At 34.8% G+C, this 18620-nt stretch carries 17 protein-coding genes; all 17 read right to left on the bottom strand.

Going from position 1 to position 18620, the window contains the following annotated elements:
• Positions 1–57 precede the first annotated feature (57 nt).
• Positions 58–318: a stage VI sporulation protein F gene (locus DFR56_RS06170; protein WP_244916433.1), complete on the bottom strand. Its 261-nt coding sequence runs from the start codon at positions 316–318 to the stop codon at positions 58–60.
• Between the two features lie 423 nt (positions 319–741).
• Positions 742–1767, bottom strand: coding sequence for an NAD(P)H-dependent glycerol-3-phosphate dehydrogenase (locus DFR56_RS06165; protein WP_110394563.1), 1026 nt, complete (start codon positions 1765–1767; stop codon positions 742–744).
• A 13-nt stretch (positions 1768–1780) separates the two neighbouring features.
• Entirely contained in the window at positions 1781–3091 is a 1311-nt protein-coding gene (gene der, locus DFR56_RS06160) for a ribosome biogenesis GTPase Der (RefSeq protein ID WP_110394562.1), read from the bottom strand.
• Positions 3092–3181: 90 nt separating this feature from the next.
• A complete protein-coding gene (locus DFR56_RS06155; protein WP_110394561.1) occupies positions 3182–3766 on the bottom strand; it encodes a YphA family membrane protein in 585 nt (194 codons plus the stop codon).
• A gap of 96 nt (positions 3767–3862) precedes the next feature.
• A complete protein-coding gene (gene rpsA / locus DFR56_RS06150; RefSeq protein ID WP_110394560.1) occupies positions 3863–4987 on the bottom strand; it encodes a 30S ribosomal protein S1 in 1125 nt (374 codons plus the stop codon).
• Between the two features lie 560 nt (positions 4988–5547).
• On the bottom strand, positions 5548–6225 hold the full coding sequence (gene cmk, locus DFR56_RS06145; protein ID WP_110394559.1) for a (d)CMP kinase: 678 nt from the start codon (positions 6223–6225) through the stop codon (positions 5548–5550).
• A gap of 486 nt (positions 6226–6711) precedes the next feature.
• Positions 6712–7371, bottom strand: coding sequence for a flagellar brake protein (locus DFR56_RS06140; RefSeq protein WP_158525514.1), 660 nt, complete (start codon positions 7369–7371; stop codon positions 6712–6714).
• An 85-nt stretch (positions 7372–7456) separates the two neighbouring features.
• Positions 7457–8794 (bottom strand): germination protein YpeB, encoded by a 1338-nt coding sequence (gene ypeB / locus DFR56_RS06135; protein WP_110394557.1) that lies wholly within the window; start codon positions 8792–8794, stop codon positions 7457–7459.
• A 14-nt stretch (positions 8795–8808) separates the two neighbouring features.
• Positions 8809–9600: a spore cortex-lytic enzyme gene (sleB, locus tag DFR56_RS06130; protein ID WP_110394556.1), complete on the bottom strand. Its 792-nt coding sequence runs from the start codon at positions 9598–9600 to the stop codon at positions 8809–8811.
• Positions 9601–9881: 281 nt separating this feature from the next.
• Complete coding sequence (locus tag DFR56_RS06125) at positions 9882–10874, bottom strand: YpdA family putative bacillithiol disulfide reductase (protein ID WP_244916432.1); 993 nt, start codon at positions 10872–10874, stop codon at positions 9882–9884.
• A gap of 532 nt (positions 10875–11406) precedes the next feature.
• Positions 11407–12687, bottom strand: a complete 1281-nt coding sequence (locus DFR56_RS06120) for a Glu/Leu/Phe/Val family dehydrogenase (protein WP_110394555.1) — start codon at positions 12685–12687, stop codon at positions 11407–11409.
• Positions 12688–12827: 140 nt separating this feature from the next.
• Positions 12828–13754: a D-alanine--D-alanine ligase gene (locus tag DFR56_RS06115; protein ID WP_110394554.1), complete on the bottom strand. Its 927-nt coding sequence runs from the start codon at positions 13752–13754 to the stop codon at positions 12828–12830.
• Positions 13755–14187: 433 nt separating this feature from the next.
• Positions 14188–15003, bottom strand: a complete 816-nt coding sequence (locus tag DFR56_RS06110) for a metallophosphoesterase (RefSeq protein WP_110394553.1) — start codon at positions 15001–15003, stop codon at positions 14188–14190.
• Between the two features lie 19 nt (positions 15004–15022).
• On the bottom strand, positions 15023–15325 hold the full coding sequence (locus tag DFR56_RS06105) for a hypothetical protein (RefSeq protein WP_110394552.1): 303 nt from the start codon (positions 15323–15325) through the stop codon (positions 15023–15025).
• An 11-nt stretch (positions 15326–15336) separates the two neighbouring features.
• Complete coding sequence (locus tag DFR56_RS06100; protein WP_110394551.1) at positions 15337–15903, bottom strand: CPBP family intramembrane glutamic endopeptidase; 567 nt, start codon at positions 15901–15903, stop codon at positions 15337–15339.
• Positions 15900–17444, bottom strand: coding sequence for a RecQ family ATP-dependent DNA helicase (locus DFR56_RS06095; protein ID WP_244916442.1), 1545 nt, complete (start codon positions 17442–17444; stop codon positions 15900–15902). The genes DFR56_RS06100 and DFR56_RS06095 overlap by 4 nt, the downstream gene beginning before the upstream one ends.
• A complete protein-coding gene (locus DFR56_RS06090) occupies positions 17444–18508 on the bottom strand; it encodes a YpbB family protein (RefSeq protein ID WP_110394549.1) in 1065 nt (354 codons plus the stop codon). Before DFR56_RS06090 ends, DFR56_RS06095 begins: the two co-directional genes overlap by 1 nt.
• Between the last annotated feature and the right edge of the window lie 112 nt (positions 18509–18620).

The raw sequence follows: 18620 nt of genomic DNA, 5'->3' as shown, positions 1-18620 counted from the left end.
TCTCTAGCCCAACTTATGCAATAATATATAGAATATTCATTTTAATTTGACATGTTCTTAGTTTCCAAAAAACCGTTGTAATGCTTCCATGGAAGATGGTATTTCATTGTTAATAATGGAACGGACAATTTCATCTTCTTTTCCAGCTGAAATAGGACGGCCAGCAAGCCTCGATAAACGCCGTACCAATGATCTTACAGTTGCCTCATCGGTTAAATCTTCATGTTGAATAGAATGAGCAATATTATATATTTCGTCTACCGAAATATGCGAACTTTCTTCAATTTGATCCATAATTCTTTTTGCGTTTTGATCCACTATATCTTTCCCTCCTCGTTTATTCTAGACTAGTATATGCAAGGGAAGATATAATTGTTTATAGAGGATGTTCACAAAGTCCAACAAAAATGACGCATCGAATTTCTGCGTTGGCAGAAAAGAAAGGATGAATTTTTTTACTGCATAAGCGCGCAACTAAGGCATTCGCAGTAAATGCTTGCACCCCAAAGCATAATTGCAACATCACCTCTTCCCTCGCCTAACGGCTATTTCAGGGAAGGCCGACTAAGAACAGGCTTTGCGCCTAACATCGGCATACCCCATGAAGAGGCATGTTTTCTTTCGACATAAACTAGCTACCGCTAGTTTACTTACATAAGCGCAACATCACCTCTTCCCCGCCTGTATTGCGGTGTCTGAGAAGACATAGGGGTTTTGAACACGCACTTATCTGTATTTTAGTTATAATTTTACTGACTGAAAATCATCCATTTCTTCTCGTTTATCACGTTTCATTAACTGTTCGACAACAAGCTTTGGATCTTTTTCTTTAAATAAAACATCATATAGCCCATTTGTTATTGGCATTTCAACATGTTGTTTTTTTCCAAGTTGGTAAGCGGCTTTCGTTGTTCTAACTCCTTCGACAACCATGCCCATTTCTGATAAAATTTCATCCAACGTTTTTCCTTTGCCTAAAAGATTACCTGCCCGCCAATTTCGACTATGGATACTAGTCGAGGTCACAATTAAATCACCGACACCACATAATCCTAAAAATGTTAACGGATTTGCGCCCATCGCCGTACCTAGTCTCGTTATTTCAGCAAGTCCTCTCGTAATTAAAGCAGCTTTTGCGTTATCGCCAAAACCAAGTCCGTCGGATATTCCAGCTCCAAGTGCGATAATATTTTTTAATGCGCCTCCTAGTTCAACACCGATTACATCTGAACTTGTATACACACGAAAAAATTCATTAATAAATAGATTTTGAGCGAAATTCGCTTTATTCTCATTTTTTGATGCAACTGTTACTGTTGTTGGATGCCTTAAAGCCACTTCTTCCGCATGACTTGGTCCTGATAAAATAACAATATCATTATCATGATAAGACGGTATTTCCTCACAAATAATTTCTGAAATTCTTTTTAAAGATTCAGGTTCAATACCTTTTGATGCATGGACAATCGTGACGTCATCTAGTAATAGATGTTTTATTTTCTCGCACACTTCACGAATTGCACTAGATGGAACGACAAAAATGATCGCATCCACTTCTTTTATCGCAGCTTGAATATCATTAAATGCGCGAATATTTTTTGGCAATGAAACTCCATCTAAGTAACGGTTGTTTGTATGCTCTATATTTATTTCATCTACTTGTGCTTGTCGATGTGACCATAAACGTACATCATGTTCGTTATCAGATAAAACGATACTTAAAGCGGTTCCCCAGCTTCCCGCCCCCAAAACAGCTACTTTTTTCATTAATTTTCTCCTCTCAACTTCTCTTTCTTGCAACGATATGAATTGGTGTACCAGTAAAGCCGAACGATTCTCGGATTCTATTTTCTAAAAAGCGTTTAAATGAAAAATGCATTAATTCAGGTTCATTCACGAACACGACAAAAGTTGGTGGTTTAACTGCCACCTGTGTTGTATATAATATTTTGAGTCGTTTTCCTTTTACAGTAGGCGTTGGATTCATCGCAAGTGCATCCATGATGACATCATTTAGAACATTGGTCGGTATCCGTTTAGTATGACTTTCACTAACTAGCTTTATAATAGGAATAAGACGTTGTAATCTTTTTTTCGTCTTGGCAGATAAGAAAATAATCGGTGCATAATCGAGAAATTGAAATTGATTTCTTATCTTATCTTCAAACTCTTGCATGGATGTTTCCGTTCGATCAATCATATCCCATTTATTTACAACAATGACAATTGCTCTACCTGCATCATGAGCATAACCAGCGATTGTCTTATCTTGTTCTCGTATACCCGTTTCCGCATCAAGCACTACTAACACAACATCTGAACGATCGATTGCTCTTAATGCACGTAATACACTATATTTTTCGGTTGATTCATATACTTTTCCACGTTTTCTAATTCCAGCAGTATCAATAATAACAAAATCTTGATTATCTTTATGAATAAACGTATCGACCGCATCACGTGTTGTTCCCTCTATATTACTAACAATTACCCTTTCTTCATTTACTATTGCATTAACTAGTGATGATTTACCGACGTTTGGACGTCCAATCACACTAAAGTAAATGACTTCATCATCTTCTTCCACATCTTCTAATTTAGGAAAGTGGGTAATCACTTCATCTAACAAATCACCCAGACCTAGCCCGTGTGTGCCAGAGATTGGAAAAGGTTCGCCAAATCCAAGGGCATAAAACTCGTATATTTGATCACGCATCTCGAAATTATCGATTTTATTTACTGCGAGTACGGTTGGCTTTTTTGACTTGTACAATATTTTAGCCACTTCTTCATCGGCTGCAGTAATGCCATCTTTTCCGTTCACTAAAAAAATGATTACATCTGCTTCATCAATTGCTATTTCAGCTTGGTGACGAATTTTAGTAAGAAGTGGTTCATCACTTACTTCAATACCACCCGTATCGATCATATTAAAACGAGTAGTTAACCATTCCACTTCCGCATATATTCGGTCTCTCGTCACTCCGGGTGTATCTTCAACAATGGAAACCCTTTCTCCAATTAGTCGATTAAATATCGTCGATTTTCCTACATTTGGACGACCAACAATTGCTACGGTTGCTTTTCTCATCTTGAAAGGACATCCCTTCTGTTCATTAAAGTTGGTTTACAAAACCTTTCTTCATTTTAGCAAACTAGTGCTATTATAACAATTTGTTCGTTAAATTAATTTACGTCTGAAGAAATTTGCTATTTTACTCGTTATCGATTGCATCAACCTTACGACAATAATGAAAAGAACGGTTAAGCTTATATGAATAAAGAATGTTTCTTCTCCAACAACATCATGTAATCGATAAACGATTAATAAAAGTTCAAAAATTATTCGACCTAGTATTAACCCAAGTATAGCACTAGTAATTTGGCTATCATATGACTGAACTAATAACAGTACGATCATGACAATAAGGACAGGAATTTGAAAAAACGACGGCATAAAAAACCAAATAGGAGTTATTTTTTCCCAAATTAGTAAGGAGACATATCCGATCACTACACAAAATGCCACCATTAGGTTATACCAGGATAAAGAATGTTGGATAAAAAAAATAATCGATCCAATTAGTAAAACAAAATAGGCAAACGAAAATTGAATAGCCCCAATCGTAACATACGTTTGTGATATAAAAATCAATAAAAGAATCCAAAATAATAAAAAGGAACGTTTCTTCCCATTTTTCATAAAAAATGCAACAATAATAAAAATAATCCAAACAAACCAAAAATATAAAAATTGTTCATACATAATGATGTATCACCCTTTATACATCATTATGTATGAAAAGTCTCGCTTTTAAACGAAAGAAGCTTTTCCTATTCGGAAAAGCTTCTCAATTAATGATTATTTTTTATATTTATCTAATTTGTCGCCTATCATATCTCCAAGTTGGAAACTTGAAAAATCTTCTTCTTTTTCATACTGCTCGATCTCGCCTTTTTCTTTTTCAAGTTCAATCTCTTTCATACTTAACGAGATTCTTTCGTCTTGCTCACTCACACTTAACACTTTTGCACTTACTTTATCGCCAACTTTTAATACTTCTTCTGGAGTACCGATATGGCGGTTTGCAATTTGGGAAATATGAACAAGTCCTTCTACACCTGTTTCGATTTCAATAAACGCACCGAAACTTACAATTCGCTTTACGATACCCTCTACTTGATCCCCTTCTTTAATACGACCTTCAATTCCAGACCAAGGTCCAGGTAATGTATTTTTATAAGATAAAGAAATTCGTTCATTATCTAAGTCAACGGACAATATTTCAACTTTAATGTTGTCTCCTTCAGTAAGAACATCTGATACTTTTTCGACATGTGTATGTGCCAACTCAGAAATATGTACGAGTCCATCTACTCCACCAATATCAACAAAAGCACCAAAAGTAGTAATGCGTTGGACAGTTCCCTCAACAACTTGTCCTTTTTGAAGTGATTGTAATAAGTCCTGCTTTTTCTTTTCTTGTTCTTCTTCCATGACAGCACGGTGGGATAAGATAACTCTATTTTGTTCTTGATCTAAATCAACAATTTTAACAGCTAATGTTTTATTTTTATAATCGGAAAAATCTTCAACAAAATAAGTTTCAACCAATGATGCTGGAATAAAACCGCGTAAACCAATATCGACTACTAGTCCACCCTTAACAACTTCCTTCACTTCCGTCTCGAATACTTCGTTTTGGTCAAATTTATGTTGTAAATCTTTCCATGCTTTTTCAGCATCGACCATTTTTTTCGACAAAACCACTTCGTCATCGTCGATTTTTTTTACTTGTAAAGTAAGTTCTTCCCCATCTCGTACGACATCCCCTGGATTTTCTACATGAAGATTAGATAACTCACTAATCGGAATGATTCCTTCCGTTTTGTAGCCAATATCAACAAATACTTGTTTTTCATCGATTTTTATAACAGTACCTGTTACAATACTTCCTACTTGCAAATCATTATTTGTTTCCACCATAAGTATTCACTCCTAAGCACTATTTAAAAACACCTATATATTTGTTAGAAAATTTGGCTTGTCGCAAGGTTTATTGGCGAAAGCCTAATTTCATCTAAGCAGCAGGAAAGTTTTCCTATCTGCGAAAAAAACTAACAATAACATTATCTTCTAATAGTATAACATGAAATCAATATTGTTAATAATTTCTTACCGTAAATATTTATGACAAAAAATTAGTGATTGCTTTTTTCTGTATATTTATGTACGTAAGTCATTTTCATCATTCAATTAGTAAGGAATAATTCAAACAATATAAATTTATTAAAACCGTTGCTTTCCGGTACAAGCGAACGCTATCCTAAGGTCTGCTTAAGCCTCCTTGCTCTACTTGACTCGCTGTGGGTCTCCGACACAGTCTTAGACATTTCCACAAATATTTTTCGATGGGACGAGTGAGATACCAGGACGTTGCGTACATAGTCTGCATTCCCCATTGGCCCTCACTTTATTCCAGAAGGAGACGGCTACTTTTGCTGCAGTCACTTTAGCGTTTTTGTTCGGCTGAATCACCCATAATGCTATTGATGAAATTGACTCACTTCCTTTAAAATTTTTTCAACAACTTCTTCAATAGACAAAGACGTCGTATCGATTGCGATCGCATCATCTGCTTGAACTAAAGGAGAACTCGCTCGTTTTGAATCACGTTCATCCCTTTTTATAATCTCCTGTTTTAATTGGTCTAGATCAGAAGAGAAACCTTTAGAAATATTTTCTTTATGACGACGTAAAGCTCGTTCTTCTACAGAGGCAATTAAAAATATTTTTACTTCTGCCATTGGTAGAATATGGGTTCCTACATCACGTCCGTCCATTACGACATTAATATTATCAGCAAGTTTTCTTTGCCTATCCACCATTTCTTCACGAATGAGACGATGTTTTGCGACAATGGAAACGGCATTAGATACAGCTTGAGTTCTAATATCAGAAGATACATCTTTATGATCTAAATACACGATCTGTCCGTGATCCGTTTGTTTTAATTGGATGGTAGTCTTTTTTAGTAGATGAATAAGAGATTGCTCATCTTCTATGTTTACATTGTTCTGAAGAGCTTTTAATGTTAAAGCACGGTACATTGCACCTGTATCAATGTAAACGATTGAAAGCCGTTCTGCAATTTTTCTTGCCACCGTACTTTTTCCAGCAGCTGCCGGTCCATCAATGGCAATTCTAATGTTATTATTTACCATGTTTTATCCCCCTATTGAATCAAAGTAACTTTGTCTTATTGTCGCTATTAACTCCTCCTAAATAGACGGAAGTTAAATGCTGCCATACATACACACCAATTATCAACCCATTGGGTGATGTTGCCACCGATGCAAATAAATAATAAGTTTATTTGAAAAGCTCAGAAGTGTAACTACAATTTTAGACTGAGTTAAGATTTCATTCTGAGCCAAGTCTTCTTTATTGTATGAAAAAACTTGGCAAATGCCAAGTTCCATTAAAGAATTCTTTGTCTTATAGAGGTTGTTCGAAAAGTCCAACAAAAATGACACATCGAATTTCTGCGTTGGCAAGTAAGAAAGGATAAATCCTTTCTTACTGCTCACTGGTTAAAGGCGTGACGTCCCAAGGCTTTTCGATGGGGCGAGTCATCTCAGTCCCAGGATGTGGCGTTTTAGCCAGTAGCATTTCTCAGGTCTTCTTTATCAGCCTTTTTGAACACGCACTTAGATTAGTCCAAGTTTTCTTTTTTCTCGTTGTTTATCAAAACAATAATTGATTATTTTTTGTTGATTTCGATCAGAATTAAAGAGAAACTTTAAGGACATAGAATGGATATCATTATTCGTGTGAAGTCGAATTATTTCCGCGTCTATTTTAATATATTCGTATGGAACTGTTATTGAATGCAAAATGAGGTAAACAGTTATCGGTTGTTTTTGAAATAAAGGCTTTGTATTTGGAGGAATAACGACAGAGGCACCTCCACCACTTATATCTTGAGTAACAGATACAAGTGGTGGTGTAGAGCCATCTGAAAAATGAACCGCAATATCTACGTCTGATTTCACCCGAACAAAGTCTCTGCGCTGAATTCGTTTTATTTCCTCTGCTTCCGGTAACAATATTGCAAGTGCAGGGACTGTTAAGTTTATCCGCTTTTCAACAATAGAATGAAATTCATATACTATCCCTTTTTTTACGAAACTAATTGTAATGTAGTCATTAGTCGACAATTGCATTGTTTTATTTGTTTTATTATTGATTGGGTAGTCGATATAGACATATTTATTATCTCTATCAATGATTTTACAGCGATGTGAATTCCACTCATTTGAGTCCGTTTCATTCTTTACTCTTAACGTGATAGAAGATCCTATTTCCACTTTTACAGCCTCCAACTAATATGGATATTAGGTATAAATACCTAGGATCATTATCTCATATACGTGATTATAATGGAAGTGTTTTTTATAGGTTTGCCTCAAAATTTGTTTCCGTTCCTGTTAATTTTTCGACTTTTTCTTCAATACCATCATTTGCGTTAATAAAGATTCTAAATGTTTCATCATCCAACACCCCTAGAAATTCATATGTTAATACTTCCTCACCAAGATCATTTTCAATTATGGCAAGATGTTCTTCCTGGATATGGACATTTCCATTGACAAATTTCTGAGCTTCTTCAATCGTTAATTTTGGTTTTGGAATCTTCCGTTCATGGTGATTCATCAAATAATTGTTGGCATTCAAGCCGATAATATCACCATTATCTAAGGCTACTTTGACGACCATCGAATCAGGGTAGACTCTTACATCGTCTTGCTTATACGTAAATGAAAATACTCCCTCATTATCAAATTGCTGTGTTTGAAATACTTCCATATTTGGATAATCAAATTGTTTTAAATATTTTTCTGCGGCGAGCAATCCATCATTTAACGATAATTTTTTTTCATTAATTGGACGATCTACGAGGATAGATATTGGATGTGCTCCTTTTTGCGTAATGTCCATATAGACACTTTTTCCATCTTTATAGGAAACAGAAAAAGTTTGGACATCTGCACCTTCTCCACTTTTTGTTATATTTATATTTTGATCGTCTTTAATGGAAAATAATTTTTTACTGAAATCCCTTATATCTTGTTCGCTTTTCCGCTCGCCCGTTAAATATTTAAATTCATGATCTTTTACGCTTGTTTGCATTAATAAAGATCCTTCGTCACCTTCTGCAAATTCGCCTACTTTCTTTTCCACTGTTTTAAATCCATCAATGATCGTATTATCTGCTTGATCTTGCGTAGCTAACGCTAATTCAACATCCATCCACCGTAAATTATTTTCAAGGGAAGTATATTGTACTTGTCTTAGTTCATCTTTAATGTTTGCTGCTTGTTTATAATAACTTTCTAATGCTTTAATTTCATCGTCTGTTAAAGGGTCATCATCTAAATTTCGAATTGCTGTTTTGTACGTGAAATCACCTATATTGGATAAAAATTCTTCCGTTTTATTAAATGGCAATAACGTTAGTGGTAATTGACCAACATTTGTTAAAGCTTGGGATGTTAAACGCCAAATATCTACAAATTGAGGAGAAAGTCTTTCACCAGAATTCATTGCAAGTGAAGTACCGATCTTATCGTGTAATAAATCCATATGATAAGATAATTCATGGAAAGAGCGTTGGTACGTATTTTCTGCATGGATGAGCAACGCATTTTTTTCCTCATGTTCTTTATATCCCCAGTAAGAAATACCAGCAATTCCAACAGCTAGTACAGCGATGAGAATGGAACGTATCATGCTATCAATCCTTTCTATTTACAAAATATATGTTTACCAATTTGTTTAATTTGTGGTCGTGTCCAAATCCAAGGGGAGGTCGCTGTTTCTGGGTTAAAGTAATAGAGTGCATTTCCTGATGGATCCCAACCATTGATTGCATCTAATACCGCCCTTCTTGCCGTTTCATTTGGTGTTAACCATATCTGACCATCTGCAACAGCAGTAAACGCTCTCGGTTCAAAAATAACTCCTGATACAGTGTTAGGAAAGGTAGAACTTTTTGTCCGATTTAAAATGACGGAAGCAACAGCAACCTGACCTTCATACGGTTCCCCTCGGGCTTCGCCATGGACTGCGTTTGCCATAAGTTTAATATCATTTTGTGAAAATCCTTGCGGGACATTCACGGCAGTAGTTTGTTGCTCTGGCGCTTTTTCTGTCTGCTTTGCTGGTTGTTTATTTGCTGTCTGTTGGTTAGGGGTTTTATACATTTTTGCTTTTGTCTCTTGTTCATTATATTTCGTTGCTTTCACTAATTTTGCTTTCGTTTTTTCTCCCGCGATTCCGTCAATATCCATACCAAACTCATATTGGAAGTTACGTAATGCCCAATATGTACTCCAGCCAAATACACCATCAATTTTCCCATGATAAAACCCAATATATGCAAGTCGTGCTTGTAACTCGATAACGTCATCCCCAACTGCTCCATGTTGAATCACTTGTGGGCTAAATGCCTGCACTGGTTTTGAAAAGGAAAATGGAACGGTTATTGTCATAATAAAACTAAACAATAGAATGAGTGAAATTTTTTTGTAATTCATTCTCTTTCCTCCAAACAATTTGTTGTACATGTATTTTTTGATTTATCATCCTTTTTATGCATGTTTTTTAAGAATGATTATTTTCAATCAAAAATACACTGTTCTTTTTAGAAGTTCGACGTTACAGTGGAACAATCAAAACTCGAAAAAATGGAGGTGAGAGAAGTCTATTTAAACTAAGAATTAACTAAACGTATCTATGCACATTTTAAAAAGGACAACACCAAAAAGGCCACATTAGGCGAGCCAATGTGACCAATAGTATCTGTTTTATAACCACGTTAGGATAAATTATTTTCTTGTCCTTTATTTATAATCGATGTTGCAATTTGCTTTCCGTGGAACCGACCATTTTCGATAAAAGTTTCGTTACCGTTATAGCCAGATACAACGACCCCGGCTACATATATATTTGGAATATTTGTTTCATACGTCTGTTCATTTATGATCGGCTTCCCTGTTGTAGAATCGATGTTTAATCCAATTCTCTTTAAAAATGGAATGTCTGGCTCATAACCTGTCATTGCAAAAACAAAATCATTTTTGATTTTTTTCTGTTTCCCCTTCACTTCATAAAAAACATTTTCCTCAGTTATTTCGGTAACATTTGCATGGAATTCCATTTGTATGTCCCCTTTTTGAACGAAGGAATCAAATTGTGGTAAAATCCACGGTTTAATACTCTTTGAATACGAATCTGCACGGTATAATACGGTTACTCTCGCTCCAACTTTCTGTAGCTCTAGAGCTGCATCCACTGCTGAGTTTCTTCCACCAATGACGACAACATCTGTATCATAATATTCATGTGCTTCTTTAAAGTAGTGCATTACTTTTGGTAAATTTTCACCACGTATTTGTAGGAACTTCGGTTGATCATAGTACCCTGTAGCAATAACAATATTCTTTGCTTTATAATAGCATTCTCGATTATTCTTAACAGTTGTTAATTCAATTAAGTGATTGTTTACTATCTTGACGTCTATTGCTTTTTCAAATGGTCGAATCCGTAAACTATTTCGTTTAGCAACTTCCCGGTAATACGCTAAAGCCTCATTACGTACCGGTTTCGATTTTTCAGAAACAAAAGGAATATCGCCAATCTCTATATTAAAACTTGTACTAAAAAATGTTTGATGTGTAGGAAAACGATAAATTGTTTCGACAATATTTCCTTTTTCAATAATGAGTGGATTTATATCAGCTTTTTGCAATTCTAATGCACAGGATAGCCCACAAGGTCCTGCTCCAATAATAATTGTCTGTTCTTCCATTAAAATTATTTCCTCCATCTGTAGCAAATTGTTTCGAAAAAAGTTGCCTGTCATATTAATTTCAAGCAATCCTGAATTTCTCTTGCCAAAAATTTCGCAGAAATAGAAAAGTAGAGCATAAAATCATTACAATTTCATCCTCTACTTATGATACATGTTAGCACGATACGCTTTTATTAGAACTTTGGAAAACAGTGTAGAAATGCTTTCTTATCCAATAACCCAAATGGAATATACTCGTTTTCACCACAGGCACAAGGGCGATATCTGTTCAAGCTCCTTTGGTCACTTTCATCAGACCGGCTGCCTTATCCTCTGATGCACCATGTTTATTGCAAGGAGTAATTGCAGTCGAAAAAAACTGTTTAGTTGGACGAATTAACCGCAGTCCTAAGGCGTGATAGTGTTGACATATGTCACATGGACGTAACCGCCTCTAGCTGACCAGAAGTCTCGCATATTCCATTGTTAGGTTAGCTAATATCATCTACATTATTTTTGTCTTTCGACAAGATAATCCGAATACCTACATTCATACCCAGCCGCGATATCTTGATGCTTCTGCCATCTTCCTTACACCGACCATATAGGCAGCTAAACGCATATTAACTCGTCTTGTTTGGGCCGTATTATAAATAGTATCAAATGATTTTTTCATTACTTTATATAACTTTTCTTCTATTTCTTCTTCAGGCCAGTAATAACCTTGGTTATTTTGCACCCATTCAAAATAAGAAACAGTGACACCGCCAGAGGATGCGAGTACATCAGGAACGAGAAGCTTTCCACGTTCTGTTAAAATTTTTGTCGCTTCCATCGTCGTCGGTCCATTTGCTGCTTCTACGATAATATCTGCTTTAATATTATGCGCATTTTCTTCTGTTATTTGATTTTGAACAGCTGCTGGAACTAAAATATCACAATCTAATTCAAGCAATTCTTTATTTGTAATTGTATTTTTAAACAATGTTGTAACCGTACCAAAACTATCCCTGCGATCAAGTAAATAATCGATGTCTAATCCCTCTGGGTCATACAAAGCTCCATAGGCATCGGAAATTCCAACTACTTTTGCACCAGCTTCATGAAGGAATTTAGATAAGAAACTTCCAGCATTACCGAAACCTTGGACAACGATTTTTGCACCTTCTAATTCAAATCCACGCTTTTTCGCAGCTTCTTCAATACAAATCGTTACCCCTTTAGCTGTAGCAGATTCACGTCCGTGTGAGCCGCCTAAAACAATTGGTTTTCCTGTAATAAATCCTGGATTGTTAAATTCATCCATACGACTATATTCATCCATCATCCAAGCCATAATTTGGGAGTTTGTAAATACATCAGGTGCTGGAATGTCTTTTGTTGGTCCAACAAATTGACTGATGGCACGAACGTATCCCCTACTTAAGTTTTCTAATTCTCTAAAAGACATCTCCCGTGGATCGCAAATAATTCCGCCTTTACCTCCACCATATGGTAGGTCAACGATCCCCGCTTTTAGACTCATCCAAATCGCTAAAGCATTCACTTCTGTTTCAGTTACATCCGGATGAAAACGAACGCCACCTTTAGTAGGTCCTACTGCATCGTTGTGTTGAGCACGAAATCCCGTAAAAACTTTAACTGAACCATCATCCATTCGTACTGGGATTCTCACTCTAATCATACGCAGTGAATCTTTTAATAATTCATATACTTCATTCGGATACCCTAATTTATCCAACGCTTCCTTTACAACAGTCCTTGTTGATGTTAAAATGTCCATTTTTTCATTTACTTCTTTACTGGAATCTGCTGCTTTATCGGCTACCATTAGTTTACCTCCTATGATTAACGCATAAAATATGTAAATAATAGCTATACTCAGTGTTTAGTATACACCTTTGAATCAAATATGCAATGTAAAATATCTTCAGGATTATCCCAAAAAGATTATCATGATTAAGTGCAGAATTAACGAACCGTTAACTGAATAAAATGCTCAATCATTTCTGCATAACTAATTTTTGCTTTTTTCGCTGAATCTGGGAACAAACTTGTTGGCGTCATTCCAGGTAATGTGTTCACTTCAAGGATATATGGTATACCATCATCTGATAATAGAAAATCGGCTCTAGAGTATGTCTCACATCCTAATACTTGATGGGCTGTTATAGCATACTGTTTAATTTTTTCCGTAAGCTCCTCATTTATACGTGCTGGAATGATATGTTCGCTACCCCCAGCTGCGTATTTTGATTCATAATCATAAAGGTCATTTTTAGGGATAATTTCAATAATCGGAAGAGCTTGTTCTTCATTTATTTTTCCCATGACTGGTACAGTTAATTCTTTTCCTTTAATAAATTGTTCAACTAAAATAAATTCATCACTTTTTATCGCCTTTTCAATTGCAGCCTTCGTTTGAGCTTGCTCTGTTACAATCGTTAAGCCTAAAGTCGATCCTTCCCGATTCGGTTTAATGACGAATGGAACGGTAAAATGTGCATGAATATCATCAATAATAGCTTCGATATTCGTTTGTTTCGTCATTCTGTATTTATTTCCTTTGGCAACAGGTATATTTTCTGTTTGAAACAATTGTTTCGCTTTAAATTTATCCATCGCCAAAGCAGATGCCATTACGCCTGAACCTACATAAGGGATGTTTAACATATCTAACAACCCTTGGATAGAACCATCTTCCCCAAATTTACCGTGTAATCCAATAAAAACGATATCAACTTGAAGGTTAATTATTTCATCTAATTGATTCGGATGAAAATCGATTCCAATCACATCATGCCCGTTTTGCTTTAATGCTTCCATAATACCTTTACTAGAAGATATTGAAACTTCCCTCTCTTTGGAAACACCACCATAAAGGACGGCTATTTTCACTGTTTCCACCTCTTTTAATTACATGTAATTAGCTACTATTTAACGAATCAATTTCATCATTTAATTAGGTAAAGATTAATCCGAACATTATAATGGACTGAAACCGTTGCTTACCAAAGGCATGGCTTGGACTTCCGACGCATAGGACGTGTCAGTATTAATGACGTCACAGATCTTTACGATGGGACGAACGAAGTGCAAATGCTCTTCGATGAGGCGAGTAAGTGCAGTCTCAGCCTTAAGACGTGCTGGTGCACTTAGTCCGCATTCCCTCTCAGGCTAATCCCTTAAGAGTTGTCGCCTTTCGCTACAAGCAACTTGTTTAGTGTTTATCATTTCAAACAATCCAACATAAAGAAAAGGTTATTGTTCGAATACATCATCATCCATTATGCCATTTATGAAATTGACTCAAGTAAATATGATAAATTTATCATATCATCTTTTTTCCTTCTATACTATCATATCTTTTATTTTGTTTATGCACTAAAGTAATAACATGGCACTCCGCTTTTGTTTGCAAACGAAAAGGTAATAATGTATATCCATATCCTTCTGTAATAAATATGTTTGTTCCATGATGATACTTTAACCCACCTTTTTGATAAAAGCCAAAACCAAAAATTCTTATTTGCCCACCATGAGTATGACCAGCTAGTACTAAATCAATTTGTGCTTTTTTTGCTTGCTCTAACTCATAAAAAGAACTCGGTTTATGTGTCAAAAGGATTGTAAAAGAATCATCTACTTCCTTCCAATCGAATAATGGTTGTAAATTAATATCTTTATAATAATCGAATCCAATTAGTTGAACTTTTTCTGTCCCTTTATATATGTTTATGAGTGTATCTTCTAAAATTACCACATTTTCTTCTTTTAATAGTTGAATAAATGTAAATGTGTCTATTTCGTAATCATTATTCCCCCATACAAAATAAATTGGTTTATTCCATTTTTTTAATTTTTTAAGATTGCTACGTATTTTTTGAAACGAAACATTGCGTTCGATTAAATCGCCACCAATCAGGACAAGATCAATTTGTTCTGTGATTTTATGTAATGTTTGATTTTTTATGTTTCTACGGTGAATATCTGCAATAAAAAATATCGTAAAACCAGAAAAATTTTTCGTTATTTTATGACTAGATATTTTTTCGTATGTTACCGTATCATTATGTGCAACGTAAAACATGTATACAGATAATGACATAATGAAAAGAAATAAGATGATTGCTATAATGATAATCAATAGGGTAATGCCCCCAATCTTATGTCGAATGTAATGATGTAAATAACATCATAATTTGATTACCTGCTACTATATAAATAGCGAATATGATCACGACTAAAATAAGAAAAACGAAAAGGAATCGAACAAAAGGTATATCCAAATTAATGGTAAGTTTTTGTTTTGGAGATTGATGTACTTCTTTACGTGGTGGTAAATTTAGAACATCAATTTCAATCAAATCAGGTTCTTCCTTTACTTTTTTTTCAGTTGGTTCATTTTTTTCAACTTCATGAAATAATTGTTGCAATTTCTTCGCTTGATTTTCTTGTTCATTTGGCAACGATGACCACCTCACTTACTGTATTTAATGAAAATGCCGAGTAGAAAATCGACGATAAAATGAAAAATGATAGTAACGATTAAGTTACCCGTTAATTCAAATAAATACCCAAGTAAAAAGCTAATCAAAATAATTAATGTTAGTAATACCGGTTTTGTTAAATATCTGAAGTGGATAACGATAAATAGGCTACTTGCAAATATATACCCGAAAGTCGTTTGAATGACTCCTCGAAACAAAAATTCTTCCGAAATAGCAACGACTAAAGCAATTACAAAAATAGAGACAATCGATTGGTTTTTAAATATTTTTTCATTTATTCCACCATCATCAAAAAAACGTCTAGGAATGATGTAATGGAGTACGATTTCAATCAATACGACAATGATTGCTGGAATACATCCATAATAAATAATTTGTTTGACATTAACATCCAAATACATGAACCAATTAGAAAACTTAGGAAACAAAAACAGACTTAATATTATACTCAAAATAAAAAAGAGCGACTGAGAAAATAATAATTGCTTCTTTAGTTCTTGATCAGACATCTTTTTAATTAATTCTGCTTGTTTCATTCAGATTCTCCTATTAATAACAATGATGCCAACTGGTCTTGCCATAGTTTCTCCTTGACCGTTATCTTTCCAGCCGTTTCATTTGGATTCCACTCCGAAAATGAAAAACCGCAATTACTACAACACTGTCTTTCTTTTTGCTCAACCTCTCGTTGAAACCGTTTATATAATTGTTTACGTAAACATTGTGTAGAGACGAGCCAGTCATATATTTCTGTTACTTTTTTACGTTTCATCACAAGTCTATCTGTGCAAAATTGCTTCATTTGCTGTATGGAGGTTGTCCACAATTGATGATTATAATTTATTTGATTATGAACAATCATACCATGTGATTCAAATTGATAGTGTAAAATTCTCCATTTTGTTTCATTCACTTGAAAATATTGTTCAATCATATCCTCTTTTGTCGGAATTTCTTGCTTATTTATATACAAATGATAAAGCTGATTCGCTGCAAACATTATTTCTGCTTCTGAAGGCATTTCATTTTCAATAATTTGTAACGGAAGATGTATGTCCCCCTGCTCATAAAGCAAAAGGCTGACACTTTCGTCTCCATCTCGACCCGCCCTGCCAATCTCTTGTATATATGATTCTATTTGAGTTGGTAGATGATAATGAATGACGAAACGAATATTTTTCTTATTAATTCCCATGCCAAAAGCACTTGTGCAACAAATAATATCTAGTTGGTCATCCATAAATTGTTGTTGAATTTTAAGCCGATCCATCGTATCCATTCCGCCGTGGTAGAAAGCGACTTTTCTATCGTTCAATTTTATATACAGTTGTTGAGCAATGTGCTCGGCCATTTTGCGACTTGAAAAATAAATAATGGTTGGAACATGATAGGTTGTTAGTACATTCGTTAGTATTTGTACTTTATTTTCTTCGTCTTCTTTTACTTCATGAACTAATAGTGAAATATTTTCCCTGTCCATTGGATAAATATGCCTTTTCATTTGCTGTCTGCCGAGCATCGTTATTATATCTTGCTGTACTTCTTTTGTTGCAGTCCCAGTTAAAGCTAAGACAGGAGGATTTGCTAATGTTTTAATCACCGCTCCGAGTCGTAAATAATCAGGCCTAAAATCATATCCCCACTGTGAAATACAATGTGCTTCATCGATGACAAATAAACGGACATCCATCGTTGTTAAAGTATGTAGTAATGGTCGTTGTTGTAATAATTCCGGGGAAATATATACTAATTTAAACCGTTCTAACTGTTGAATGATATGATTTCGTTCCGTTCGATGTTGAAAACTATGTAAGGCAACCACTTCTTTAAAATGGAACGCCTTCGTTTGGCGAACTTGATCGATCATGAGGGAAATAAGTGGGGAAACAACGATTGTAAGTCCAGGAAGTAACTTAGCCGGCAATTGATAGCAGAGTGATTTTCCTGATCCTGTTTTTAATATTCCGAGCACATCATTCCCATTTAAAACATCTTCAATAATTTCTTGTTGACCTTCTTGGAAACGGTCATAGTCAAAATATTGTTGTAAGTAGTGTGTTAATTGTTTCTCGTGTATCAGGATTCCTCCCTCCTTTTATCAAAATGGTTCCATCTTGCAAGAACGAGTCGAATCTGAAAATATGTAATCTCCTTACTGACAGCTAATTTAATATCTTTTAATTTAAAAGACTGGATTTGTTCAACTGCTCGAATAATTTGTTGTTGTGCGGATAAATGAACATAAGTGGAAAGAGGAAAAGATTGGTCATTATGAGCCATTTCAACGATGTGATCATAAATCGTATTTTCTTTTAACCTCCTGTTATTTGCTATTTGGGTGATCGTTAGCCCACTTTGTAACAGTTTTTTTGTTACTTTTGCTGAATCAGTTAAAACGTCTTCTTTATGTAAATCTTCCTTAAAAGAATATAGTAATGGATATTGCTCTTTGTTTTCAAGGATGGATAAGAGCATAAAATGTAAAACGCTTACCGTAATGAGATGGATATCTTCTTTACTCATCTTATATTTAGTTGCTAATTGTTCCAATGAAAGTCCAAATGATTTATAGCCTGTTAGTTGATTAATAAATATGTTCGTATGGCTGGTTGGTAAACTAGATAAGAGCCTGATAAACTCTTCATACAATGTATGTAAGTAATGATCAAGATTATTTTTTGTTTTTTGATAGTATAGCCTCACCCATTGTTCAACTTCTTTATGTTCAATGATCGGAATAAATTTGAAGTGCGTCATTTTACTATTTGTCCATACTTGGATGAGTAAAAGTAATCGGGAAAAGAAAAGTTGGTCCATCTTTCGAAACTTTATACCATCTAAGGATAATTCCTGTAACAGGGCTTTATGGTTGTTTAGCCAATATTCACCTGTCGTTGTTACTCCATAATAATGCCCTTCCTTCACAACAAGTCCGTCTTTTTCACATTTATTCACTATTTCAAAGAACCTTTGGCTCGTTAGATTTTTATAAATCCCATAATACTTCTCTAATTGAAATAAGTGGGCATCTTGAATTGTTTGGATCGATTGTTTACCTTTCAGTAAGTGATAGATTGCCGAAATTGTTCGTTCTTTTTGCATCCTGAATTGAGATGTTAGCACAATCAATTTAAATAACAATGACACACCCCCTTATTAGTCTTTTTTACTCATTTTACTATATTTTTCATGTAGATTAAAGCTTCTTTTATATTGGAAAATTTGGTATACATGAAAGAAAATACACTGGCTG

This window comes from Pseudogracilibacillus auburnensis (assembly GCF_003201975.1).
Taxonomy (GTDB): Bacteria; Bacillota; Bacilli; order Bacillales; family Amphibacillaceae; genus Pseudogracilibacillus; species Pseudogracilibacillus auburnensis.
Note: the sequence above shows the minus strand (reverse complement) of the source record. Positions and strands in the feature narration are given on the sequence as shown.

Bases quoted from the DNA above. Each gene is read 5' to 3' on its own strand.
- DFR56_RS06165 (WP_110394563.1), bottom strand. From the start codon at position 1,767: ATGAAAAAAGTAGCTGTTTTGGGGGCGGGAAGCTGGGGAACCGCTTTA.
- der (WP_110394562.1), bottom strand. From the start codon at position 3,091: ATGAGAAAAGCAACCGTAGCAATTGTTGGTCGTCCAAATGTAGGAAAA.
- DFR56_RS06155 (WP_110394561.1), bottom strand. From the start codon at position 3,766: ATGTATGAACAATTTTTATATTTTTGGTTTGTTTGGATTATTTTTATT.
- rpsA (WP_110394560.1), bottom strand. From the start codon at position 4,987: ATGGTGGAAACAAATAATGATTTGCAAGTAGGAAGTATTGTAACAGGT.
- cmk (WP_110394559.1), bottom strand. From the start codon at position 6,225: ATGGTAAATAATAACATTAGAATTGCCATTGATGGACCGGCAGCTGCT.
- ypeB (WP_110394557.1), bottom strand. From the start codon at position 8,794: ATGATACGTTCCATTCTCATCGCTGTACTAGCTGTTGGAATTGCTGGT.
- sleB (WP_110394556.1), bottom strand. From the start codon at position 9,600: ATGAATTACAAAAAAATTTCACTCATTCTATTGTTTAGTTTTATTATG.
- DFR56_RS06125 (WP_244916432.1), bottom strand. From the start codon at position 10,874: ATGGAAGAACAGACAATTATTATTGGAGCAGGACCTTGTGGGCTATCC.
- DFR56_RS06120 (WP_110394555.1), bottom strand. From the start codon at position 12,687: ATGGTAGCCGATAAAGCAGCAGATTCCAGTAAAGAAGTAAATGAAAAA.
- DFR56_RS06100 (WP_110394551.1), bottom strand. From the start codon at position 15,903: ATGAAACAAGCAGAATTAATTAAAAAGATGTCTGATCAAGAACTAAAG.